A 10,930-nucleotide genomic window follows, 5' to 3' on the forward strand; every position below is an offset into this window, starting at 1 on the left:
CGTCGAATCCTATCTGAAAGCACGAACTTGCCGCGCCGCTGGCGCGGGGCTATTCCGGAGGGATACCCCCCGAGAGCGTCGGGGTTCGGGACAGCTCTTGGCCGCCCCCCCCAGGCCCAGGGTTGATCGGAGTGAGCCGATCTAACCGGGCCCTACCCCGACCACGGCGGACAACCCGTCCGCCGTGGTCACATCCGAGGGCGCAGAAAACCGCCAGTTTGAGAAATTGCGCAAGCCGGCAATACCCGCTTCGATACCCGCATCCTGGCGGCCGAAACTTAACGTGGCCGGTTACGGATGATCAGCTCGGTCACCTTCGTGCCGGCGCGGGCAGCATGCCCGGAGACCGTCCACGTCGTGGCGACCTCCTCAATCACGAACCGGGCGAAGATCTCCCGGATGAGCGGCGTGTCGTTGATCGACAGCACGAAGCTGCCCGCGATCGTGTCCAGTCGGTCGGCCAGCGCGCGGTACCGGTCCGGTCCGAAGTCCAGTCCGTACCCGGTGGTCTCATGATACGGCGGGTCGAGGTAGAAGAGCGCGTCCTTGCTGTCGTACCGGACGATCAGCTCGACGGCATCTAGCTGCTCGATCGTCACCGGCGCGAGGCGCGCGCTCAGCCGCCGCAGATCGGCGCGGAGCCGGGCATGATCGAAGCGCGACGACTGGTCGCGCCGCAGGCCGAAGGTCCGGCCCACGACCTTCCCCCCGAAGCCGAGCCGCTGGAGATAGAGGAAGCGGACCGCCCGCTCGATGTCGGTCAGGGTCGCCGGGTCGACCATCCGCATCCGGTCGAAATCGGCCCGGCCGGCGAACAGGAAGGCCATCTCGTCGACGAACGGTTCATAATGGCGGCGGACGATCCGGAACAAGTTGGAGACGTCGCCCGACAGGTCGTTGATGACCTCGACGGGCGCCGGCCGAGCCCGGCGCAGGAAGATCCCGCCCATGCCGACGAACGGCTCGATATAGGCCTTGTGGGGAATGGTCTCGATGATCGCGCAAAGGCGTTTGGCAAGGTTGCGCTTGCCGCCGAGGTAGGGTGCCGGCGGGCATGCGTTCGGGAGATCGGTCAAGGTCAGCTTCTTCCTGGAGAAGCACGTCGGTTAGGCCGCGCTGGTGTCGCCACGGCAAGCGGCGAGGGTCGCAACCCTTCGGACCTCCGGACGATAAGGTCCGAAGGTTCGAAGGATGGCGACGAGGAGGAAAGCTGTCGGGGTGGCCTTCGGGGATACGTTGGCTGATCGCCTCAACGGCACCACCAGGTACCGGGTGGCTAACCGCGCAGAATAGGCGACTGCGCCCTACGTATTCCCCGAAGGTCTTTTATTCCGCAGGCCACCCGGCGAACCGGTCGGCCTATTTCCGCGCGCGGGCTGATCCTAACGGTTAGGTTCGAACCAGCCCGCTCGCTATGCCCTGACGGGCAGGGTGCCTCAAGAGGCGATCGCCGACCCGTCGATCACGATCCGGAAGCGGGTCGACGCGCCGATCGCCAGCGTGCCGATGTCGAACACGATATGGATCGAATCGTCGCCCTTGCGCTTCGTGCCGACCGGCAGCGCCTTGATCGCATAGGGATCGAGCGTCGGCGGGACGGCGATCGCCAGCCCGATCGTNATCGAATCGTCGCCCTTGCGCTTCGTGCCGACCGGCAGCGCCTTGATCGCATAGGGATCGAGCGTCGGCGGGACGGCGATCGCCAGCCCGATCGTCGCACGTGGGTCATCGCTGCCGACCAGCATCACGCGATTGCCCGCCATCGTCGCCCGCGCGCGACCGCGCTCCACGACCTCATTGACGGTCTCGTAGGCACCGGGCTGGTCGAAGTCGATCAGGCGCATGTAGCGCAGGTCGACCAGTTCGGCGGCGGTGCGGTTTGCCAACTCGACGTCGATCAGGATGCGCTTGCCGTCGACCGAGATCCGCTGGTCGACACCGATCCCGTCGTCCGTGGTACCGACGAAGCGGATCGCTTCGGCCTCGGCCGACACGGTGCCGTCCACCTGGTGATAGCCGGTCAGCACCGCCGAGGCCGACTGGACCGTCTTGCCGCCGGCGCGGTGCGCGGTGACGAAGCCTTCGACAGAGCGACCGTACAGGACGGCGTCGCCCATCAGCGGGTCCGTCGCATGGCAGAAGATACCGCCGCGCAGATAGCCGCGATCGGCATCGGTCGGGATACCGGCCGGCAGCGGGCCAGCGGTACCGAAGCTGCCGAGGCTGCCGACGCCAAGCGAATAGAAGTCGGTCAGCAGGAACGCCTCGATGCCGCCGGCGGGCGTGGTGAAGGTGCCGGTGCGGACCTTGGTCGATGGGGACGGTGTCGGCGTCGTCACTGGCGGCTGCTCGATAACGGGCGCTGTCGCGCTATAGGTCGTGCCTTCCACCAGATAGAGCCGCTCGATGCCAACGAGGAAGCAGACCCGGGTACCCCACTTGTAGGCGTATTTCCGCTTCGCCTCGTCCCAGGCTCCCACGGTCGTGTTGAGAGCGGCGGGAAACTTGATCAGTGGGCCCGGCAGCAATTTGGGGGTCTTGCCGTGCCTGGCGGTGATGGTGGTGACGTCGGTCATAATAGCTCCAGTTCGGATTAGACGGATCGTTGCAGCGACGGGATTTTGCCCCGATGTGGGACAGGCGAGGCGTTGGGTTTTTCGGCCTCGATCGCGGGGGTGGTCGATGCCGAGGTGGCAGAAGGTTTGGCTGTCGTTCTGCCTGACGGCGTTGCTCGCGATCAGCGCGTTTGCCGTGTGGCGGGACAGCGATCCGAAGCGCGTCGAGTGGCGTGAACGGCACCCTCCGAAAGTGCCGCTCTGAATTACAGCGCGACGGCGTCGAGGTTGTCGATCTGGACGCCGGTCGTGGCCGAGCTGCTGCTGCTGAACTCCCTGTGGCCAATCTTGCCGGGGTTCGCCAACGTCTGCATCGCGATGGCCGTCGGTTTTCCGGTGAACAGAACAACCTGCGGCCCGCCATTCTGCGAAAGCCGCAGCGTGTGCGTTTCGTCCCCAACGGTCCCGGTGATGGTCAGCTCGTAATCCAGCACATCACCGACCGCGACCGCCGGCGTGGTGATGCTCCCACCGCCCTGCATGCTGCCGGTCTGGCCGGTAATGGCGCACGCCAGCGAGTGCGACGAGCCGCCCGACCCCAACCCGAAGTAGCAGTGGTTGTTGGCGTCGAGAAAACGGTAGCGGATCTGGTGCGAACCGTTCTTGCTGTTGACGATCATCCGCGCCCTGATCCGCTGGAAGATGCTCTGCGGCTCCCAGCTGTAGACGCCATCCGCCCCGACCGCCGTCGCGGTGGCACGCCCACCGATGATCTGCATCGTCCCGTCGGTGCGGGTGTACGAGTGACCGCTGTCGGTCGTGTACGCCGTCAGGTTCGTGCCATCCGGCGCGGTATATGTCGCCAGCAGCCCTGTCGAAGGCGGCGCGGCCGGGGTTGCGCTTGCCGGATCGCTGACCGAACCCGTCCCGATCGCGTTCACTGCGCTGACGCGGAAGTCGTAGGCGGTGCCGTTCGTGAGGCCGGTAACCGTCGCCGATGTGTTCGCAGACGTCCCATCTGCAACCACCGTCCAGGTCGTACCGCTGCTTGGCTTGGCCTCGACGATGTAGTCGGTGATCGCCGACCGGTTGGCGGACGGCAGGGACCACGTCAGACCCGCCTGGCCGGATGCCGACGATGCGACCAGCCCGGTGACCTTGGCCGGCGCGGCCGGGGCGGCGTTGTTGGCAAGTGCGCTGGCCTGCGCCGCATAATACCGGCCGCCAAACGTGCGCAGGCTGGACGCGATGAAATGCGTGTTGTCGCTGCCGGCCGACAACCCGGCGCTCGTGGCAAATGCCGTCAACGCGACGCGGTTGGGCGTGTCTTCGAGGGCGACCGAGATATCGCCGGCAGTCTGGGCACCGCCAGCGACAAGCCCGCCGAGGATGAACGGCACGCCAGCTGCACCCGTGATCGAGGAACGCCAGCGCGTGATGAGCTCATCGATGTTGGAGGAATACGCCAGTCGGTTCGAGAATCGGTCACGCTCGCCCTGATGCCATGCGATCATGACCAGCTTGTTCGAGCCCGGCTGATCCATAGCGGCGTTGGCGCGGGCAATGGCGGCGACATCGCCTTCCCCGCCGGCAACCCAGAAGCCGCCGGTGAAGCCGGTGTCGCCCTTCGCGACCGGCACGAGTAGCACCTTCCGGTTTGGTGCCAGCTTGCCATCGGCGATGTAGGCCTTCGCCAGCGACAGGCCCATGCTGACCGTATCAGCACCCTCGTCCTGACTGTCGAGCGGATCGGACGCCAGCGTGATCGTCTGGCTATCGAAGCCGTACTGCAGGATGCGATCGTCGGTGGCGTCGAGCGTGGCGCTGATCGGACCCGAGCGGCTGACCATGTTCGACTGTCCGGCGAGCAGGATCACGTCGTACCCGGCTACCGCAGCGGCGACGGTCAGGTTGATGGCCAGGTCCGCCGTTGCCCCGACCGAATCCGTTGCTCGCAGGACATAGATGTACTTGCCATCGGTGGTGTAGGTGCCGGTGACCGTCCTGGCCGATCCGTTGACCACTCGACCGGGTGGTAGCGTGCCGCTGGCGAGCGATAGCGTGTAAGGAGCGGTGCCGCCGCTGATCGCCGGCGTGAACGTCGCTGACGTACCTACGGTCGCCGTACCAGGCGTGCCGCTGATCGTAAGCGTCGGGCTCGGCGTAGGCGTCGGTACCGGGGCCGGTGTTACTACGCCGAGCACGCGATCGACCAGTATCGGTACCGGATATGCGAAGGTGCCCGCGTTCACGAGCGACGGCGCTGCCGCTTCGGGCAGGTCCATCAACACCGGCGGCAACAACAGATACGCCGGCGGAAAGTACAGAACTTTGGTCATGGATATGCTCCCGCAGGATCAGCGCGGCTGATGGGTGGTGCAGCCGGCAGGGGCGGTGCCGGTGCTGATGATGGCGTCGAGGCAGGTCCGCTCCTGGCGGACGGCGACGGCGCGGACGTTGCCACGGCCGACGGCGGCGACGGCTTCGGCGAACCGCTCCAGCAGCTCGGCAAGAAAGGCTTTCGGGACCGACACCAGTTCGCCCGTCCGCGAGGCGGTCAGCGGGGCGATCGTCTCGGTCCGCGTCAGCGCTTCAGGGAGCGGCGGCAGTTTCGGCCGCTCGGTTCGCGCGAGCGATGCTCGCATTGAGGTCGTCGCGCAGCCGGTCGACAGGCACGACAGGAGGAGCAGCGCCGGCAACAGCCGGCGGCGTGGCGTCGAGTGCATTGCGCAGATCCTTGATGGTGGAGCGGAGAAGGGTCTCGGACAGCACGTCCGCGCGCGCGGTCCGGTCGGCGATGGCGATCGTCACGTCGGCCGCGAGGCGCTCGTCGGCGCGCGCCTCGGCAGTGCGCTCGCGGTGCTGTTCGCCGATCGCGACCCGGGCACTGGCCCCGCCAGCGGTCCGACCGGAGCGATAGACCAGCGCGATCGCCAACCAGACCGCGCCGCCGATCGCCAGCACGACCACGGCGATCGCCACTGGCTTCGCGATACGGGTCGGTACCCCGATCCCGATCGCGAGCTTGGCGAGGCCTGCGATCACAGGCCGGTGTACTCGCCGACCGCGTCGAAGCTCGGGCAGGCCTTGATCCATTCCTGCGGATCGATGCGACCGTTGCGGTTCCGATCGGGCGCTGCGGATATTTCGCCTTCAGCTCGGTCAGCAGGTCGAGCAGCGCGGCCTTCTGCGCCGGCGTGCGCGTGTCCTTCGGCGTCTTCCCGTCACTGGCGACACCGCCGACGTAGCAGATGCCGATCGTTGTCCGGTTGTGCCCTTCGACATGCGCGCCCGACAGGTACAGCGGGCGGCCGATCTCGATCATCCCGTCGAGACGGATGACGAAGTGGTAGCCGATGTCGGCCCAGTTTTTCGCAAGATGCCAGCGCCGGATCTCGGCCGCATCGACATACTGCCCCTCGCGCGTGGCCGAGCAGTGCACGACGATCGCCGTGACTGCGCGGTTGATCGGTGCGCGCGCCGCGGCGAGCCACTTCGGCACCGCCCCGCCCAGCAGGCCAAGCTTCTCTGCAACCACCGGCTGCGGCACGCCACGGGCGAGGATCACAAGGAAGAAGAGCGCACTGCCGATCCACTCCTGGAACCGGTCAGGGATCAGGGCGACGACATTCGGCGGCAGCGACTGCCATCCGGCCTGCAGCGAGACCGCGCCAAGCACGGCGATGCGGACCGAATGCGCGCGCGCGAGCACGCGCCCCCGGTTGAGGAGCGACGTCAGCATTTCGATGTTCCTTTGGATGGGCGGCGTCAGCCGCGAAAATTGTCCGCGACCGCCTGCGCGATCGGCAGCACGGCGCCGACCAGCAGGAGGAAGATTCCGCTATCGATCATCATCGCCGTGCCTGCCGATCCTGCTGCGGGACCAGCACGTCGAGCTTCGCCTCGATCCGGGTGGTCCGCTTGTCGATTTCCTGCTGCTGCTTGGCCATTTCCTCGAGCACCGTGATACGGCGGCCCTGTTCGTCGAGCTTGGAAATGTAGCCACCGCCGGTCAGCAGCCCGCCGGCGATGAGTGCGCCAACCGAAGCGGCAGGCATCCACGCCAGCCACCGCGGCGCCGGCGAGGGCGTCGTGTCGGTCATCGCAATTCCTTCAGGTGTCAGGGCTTGGGCGGCAGGCCCAGAAACGCGCTCTCGACGTTGCGCCGGCAATGGCCGGGCGCTTCCCCCAGCAGGACGAACAGGCCGTCTATCGCCGGCGCGACGATCGCCGCCCAGCGTGCGCCGCGCAGCTGGCCGCGGCCGACATAGCTGCTGATCGTCTCGTCGGCCGAGGGGCAGGTATCGGTCAGACGCAGCAGGTAGGCAACGCCGACGATCGCGACCTGTGCTAGCTGGTCGACCGACACCAGCAGCTGCATCACCACGTCAGCCAGTCGGCGCATCGGGCCACCCTCCCTCGCTGTCGAAGTCGACCAGCGTTGAGGCATCCGTCGCCGCCTCGATCGCAGCCCGCTTCGCCAGCGCAGCGGCATGGCAGGCGGCGACGTGCTGCCCGACCGCAACGCCGAGCGTGATCATCGCGATAGCGTCGTGCGTGACGCTGCGGTTGTCCTGCATCGTCCAGTCGATCGAGAACGGCGCGCCGGCCGCCTGTGCGATCATCGCCATCTGCACAGCGCCGGCGACCTTGCGCTGGCTGTCCGGATCGCTGTCAGCGCGGCCGAGCGGCGTGCTGCAACCCCACCATTCCGCCCGATCGCGCGCCCCCCGGACCGCATCCCATACCTGCACCTTGAGTTGCTCAAGGGACGGCGGCGGCGGGAGGACGGGCACGAAAGCCTGACCATCCCATATCACCCGCCCCGGCATCACCGATTCGTCGTGACACTCAATCGCGATCGCGCCGAGGGGGATGTTGTCCTCCAACATCTGCATCGACGTGGTCGAGAGGACCGCCTCGACATCACCGTCGCCGGATACAAGCGCGTATCGGCTCATCGCTTGAGCCCCGTGACGCCAATCTGGATCTGGCTCATATTCCAGTAATAAGAGCCGCCGCTGCCCTGATAGTCTCGAAACCGCAGCTCATATCGGGCGACTCCCTCCGGCGGGAAATCAATGACCCAATCGGTGTTGAAGCCACCTCGGGAGAGGGCATAGGCCAAGACAATCGTTTCGCCACCGTTGATGATCCGGACGATATTTGCGTAGCAATTGTCGCTTCCCTGACCGGCATCTAAAAGGTGTACCGAGAGCATCTTCCATTCGATCCGGACGGCAGAGGTCGACGACGTTCGGACGTTTCCGCCGACCGAAGTCACTTCCCCGCCCGGATTGATGCGAACGTCGGGGCCGGAGAGCGCGAACGACCCGCTGACGCTGCCTTCGGCCAGCTGCTGCGTGTTGACGGTTCCGGTGACCAGCAGGTTGCCGCTTATCAGAACGTCGCCGACGATCTCGACGCCAGCGCCGCTGTTGCTGTCGGCGTAGATCGAGATCTGCGCGCGATTGTTGCCCGCGACCGCCTCCTGCCGGAGGAAGGCCCGGCTTCGGCCATATGCGTCGCTCGCCACTCCAGCGACTACGGTCAGATCGGCCTTCGTCTGATTATACTCTGATCGCAGCGTCTGCACGGTCTGCGCCACCGCTCCTGATTTCGCGTCGGCGATCGCCGTTGCGCGGTCCTCGATGCGCGCGATCAACTGGCTGTTCGACGTGTCGATACGACCATTCACGCCGCCGATCGCGTCGTTCAAGCCACTCGGCGCGTCGCCGCGCAGCTGCGCCTCCAGCGTCGTGGCTCGGGCCGCCACCGCCCCAGCCTTGGCATCGGCAATGGCGGTTGCACGGTCCTCGATGCGAGCTATCAGCTGGCTGTTCGACGTGTCGATCCGGCCATTCACGCCGCCGATCGCATCGTTCAAGCCACTCGGCGCGTCGCCACGCAGCTGCGCTTCCAACGTCGTTGTTCGGCTCGCTGCGGCATACCGGTTCGGCAGATCGGCGAGCGTGTCCTCGTTCGTCTTGATACGCGCCAGCACGCCGCCGGGCGCGTTCAGCGCGGCATCCGCCTTGCCCGCCTTGATCTCACCATCGGTGGCGGGACGAAGCGCCAAGCGGTGCCAGACCATATACTTCGCGGCCATGCCGCGACCGAAGCCCGACCACCCATGCATCGCGTGGACGTTGATCTGGTCACGGCCATCAAGGTCGACCATCTTCGTCCACGACCGGGTCTCGCCGGGCCGATCACCGATCACGCCATTGATGTCGGCATCAGAACAGAAGTCGATGTTCCAGACGCCGTGCAGCGTGACGCCGGCACCGCGCGCGCCCGAGGTGTCGAAGCCGGCGGTCACTTCGATCACCCATTTGCCAGCGCCGGCCGTGTAGATGGTCTGGAAGAACCCGCTGTCGACCTCGGCCGTGTCGTTCAAGGTTTGGACGCAGAATTGCCCGCCGCCGCGACCCGGTGCGAGCCTGTTCGTCCTGAAGTTGCCGCTCGTACTCCACAGAAACCAGCGGGTCGGCAGTGCGGCACCGTCCGGCCAAAAGTTAAAAGTATCATTGAAGACGATGCTGGTGCTGGTGGCAGATACGGCGGCCTCCAGTGTCGCCGCGCGCGAGCCCAGCGCGCGATCGGCGTCGGCATAGGCGCGCGTCACCTCTTCCGCCTTTGCGCCAATCCGCGCGTCGACCGTCCCGAGGCTGGCTTCGATCGACTGCGCCCGTTCGGCAAATGCCGCGTCAGCGCGAGCGAGCGCGTCAGTGGTGTCCTTGACCCGTGCAACCGTGCCCAACAACACCGGGCTGTTGCGGCCGACGCTGTACGGGTTCCACGCCGTCTGACCTTCGCGCGCGGTTCCGACATACGGACGCAAAAACCATGCGTAACTGTCGGCTTGGCCGCTGATCGTGTCCAGTTTCCGCAGGATCAAATAGCCGTTGACCGCGCCGTCGGGCACACGCGCCGAAACAACACCGGTACGAGCATAATAGGACAGACGGTTACCGAGGTTGTCGATCGGTCCTACGACTGGCGAAGGGATCGCCGTGACGTACCCTCCCGCCGCATCGCGAAATGCCAAAAACACTGTGACCCGTGCACGGTGGCAGTTCACCAGCGCAGAGAATTGGAGGTATTCGCCGGCGGTGACCGGGAAGGTCGCGCTTGCCCATTCGATATACGCGGAACCGTCAGCCGAATTTGGCGGTCCGTATTGCAGGATCGACAGCACGTTCTCACCGGACGGATGGTACGGATCACCGGCCGCGTTGAAACCCAAATACGGGGCGGGATCTAGCGGACCGCCGGGCGCATGAATGCCGGTCGACCAACCGTCCGTCGTAACGAGATCGCTGTTCGGCACCATGTTGCCGCCGCCGGTGGAGAAGGTCGCCTCCACCGTATCGATGCGCCGAGCGACGGCGCTGTCGCGATCGATCGCAGTATCGTCGACGCGTTTGATCTCGGCTCGCACGTCCCGGTCGTCATAGCCACCTTCAGCCACGATGCTGTCGATCCGCCGCGTGAGAGCGCGGTCAGCCTCAACATAGGCGGTCGTGATCTGCTCGGCTTTTGCCGTGATCCGGCTGTCGACCGTGCCGAGGTTGGCTTCGATCTCCTCGGCTCGCTGCGCGAATGCTTCGTCCGACCGAGCGAGCGCATCGGTTGTGACCTTCACGTCGGCGCGAACGGCATCATCGCCATCCTTCACACGAGCCGAAACCGTGGCGATCTCGCGCCCCAGCGCGCGGTCGTCATCGGCCCGGACCGTCTGCTCGGTGGCAATGATCGCGCGAAGGTCACGATCATCATAACCGCCGCTTTCGGCCACGATCGAATCGATCCGCCGGGTAAGGGCTTCGTCGGCTCCCTGCGCCCGGGTTGCCTCGGCAGCGAAGTCGCGCACGGCGTCGTCGATCGCCCGATCGGCGGCATCGATGCGGGCATTGGCATCGGCCGCCGCCTGATCCGCATCCTGCCGGGCAGCGGTGATCCGCTCATTCGCCGTCGCCACCGCCTGGTTGATTGCGGGAATGGCAACCGTATTGATTTGCTCGGCAATCGACTTCGCGTCGCCCGCGTCCTGTGACGCTCGATCTACCGTGTCGATCACGACGCCAACCGTGCTGCCGCCAAACGGGCTAGTGGGGTCCGCACTGTTCGTAGCGTTGTTGGCAGGCTTCGTGCCGTTCGGATTGGCGACGTTGTCCCATCCGACGACGACAACCTGCGGAGAAATCGTAATCGGCCCGAGGACCAGGCGCTGGCCTAGGCGGCGTGGACAAATTTGAGCCAGTATCTGGCGGTTGAGCTGCTGCCGGTTTCGTGGACACCGAGATAAGGTGTTTTTCGGAACCGGAGGATGGAGATGCAACGACGGAAGTTCAGCCGCGAGTTCAAGCTCG

The 10,930-nt window shown here is 66.0% G+C and carries 9 protein-coding genes and 1 pseudogene; all 10 read right to left on the minus strand.

The features are described 5' to 3' along the window. Positions 1–278: 278 nt before the first annotated feature. On the minus strand, positions 279–1,076 hold the full coding sequence (locus tag ASE70_RS10210; protein WP_082450958.1) for a DNA adenine methylase: 798 nt from the start codon (positions 1,074–1,076) through the stop codon (positions 279–281). A gap of 360 nt (positions 1,077–1,436) precedes the next feature. Beyond that, positions 1,437–1,619 (minus strand): hypothetical protein (locus tag ASE70_RS20665; protein ID WP_235519767.1); only part of this gene is annotated, 183 nt, incomplete at its 5' end. 1,202 nt (positions 1,620–2,821) lie between these two features. Next, positions 2,822–4,894 (minus strand): sialate O-acetylesterase, encoded by a 2,073-nt coding sequence (locus tag ASE70_RS10220; RefSeq protein WP_056504349.1) that lies wholly within the window; start codon positions 4,892–4,894, stop codon positions 2,822–2,824. 18 nt (positions 4,895–4,912) lie between these two features. After that, complete coding sequence (locus ASE70_RS10225) at positions 4,913–5,200, minus strand: hypothetical protein (RefSeq protein WP_056504352.1); 288 nt, start codon at positions 5,198–5,200, stop codon at positions 4,913–4,915. Then, positions 5,148–5,600 carry a hypothetical protein gene (locus tag ASE70_RS10230; RefSeq protein ID WP_056504356.1) on the minus strand — a complete coding sequence of 151 codons (453 nt, stop codon included), beginning with the start codon at positions 5,598–5,600 and terminating at the stop codon, positions 5,148–5,150. Before ASE70_RS10230 ends, ASE70_RS10225 begins: the two co-directional genes overlap by 53 nt. A 100-nt stretch (positions 5,601–5,700) precedes the next feature. After that, positions 5,701–6,297 (minus strand): annotated as a pseudogene (locus tag ASE70_RS21075) (DUF7940 domain-containing protein); the annotation flags it as partial. A gap of 109 nt (positions 6,298–6,406) precedes the next feature. Further along, positions 6,407–6,658 carry a hypothetical protein gene (locus ASE70_RS10235; RefSeq protein WP_056504361.1) on the minus strand — a complete coding sequence of 84 codons (252 nt, stop codon included), beginning with the start codon at positions 6,656–6,658 and terminating at the stop codon, positions 6,407–6,409. Positions 6,659–6,675: 17 nt separating this feature from the next. Next, complete coding sequence (locus ASE70_RS10240; protein ID WP_082450959.1) at positions 6,676–6,960, minus strand: hypothetical protein; 285 nt, start codon at positions 6,958–6,960, stop codon at positions 6,676–6,678. After that, complete coding sequence (locus tag ASE70_RS10245; RefSeq protein ID WP_056504366.1) at positions 6,944–7,516, minus strand: DUF4376 domain-containing protein; 573 nt, start codon at positions 7,514–7,516, stop codon at positions 6,944–6,946. The genes ASE70_RS10240 and ASE70_RS10245 overlap by 17 nt, the downstream gene beginning before the upstream one ends. Next, positions 7,513–10,638, minus strand: coding sequence for a hypothetical protein (locus tag ASE70_RS10250; protein ID WP_056504371.1), 3,126 nt, complete (start codon positions 10,636–10,638; stop codon positions 7,513–7,515). The genes ASE70_RS10245 and ASE70_RS10250 overlap by 4 nt, the downstream gene beginning before the upstream one ends. Positions 10,639–10,930: the final 292 nt, after the last annotated feature.

This window comes from Sphingomonas sp. Leaf22, from assembly GCF_001421715.1.
GTDB lineage: Bacteria > Pseudomonadota > Alphaproteobacteria > Sphingomonadales > Sphingomonadaceae > Sphingomonas.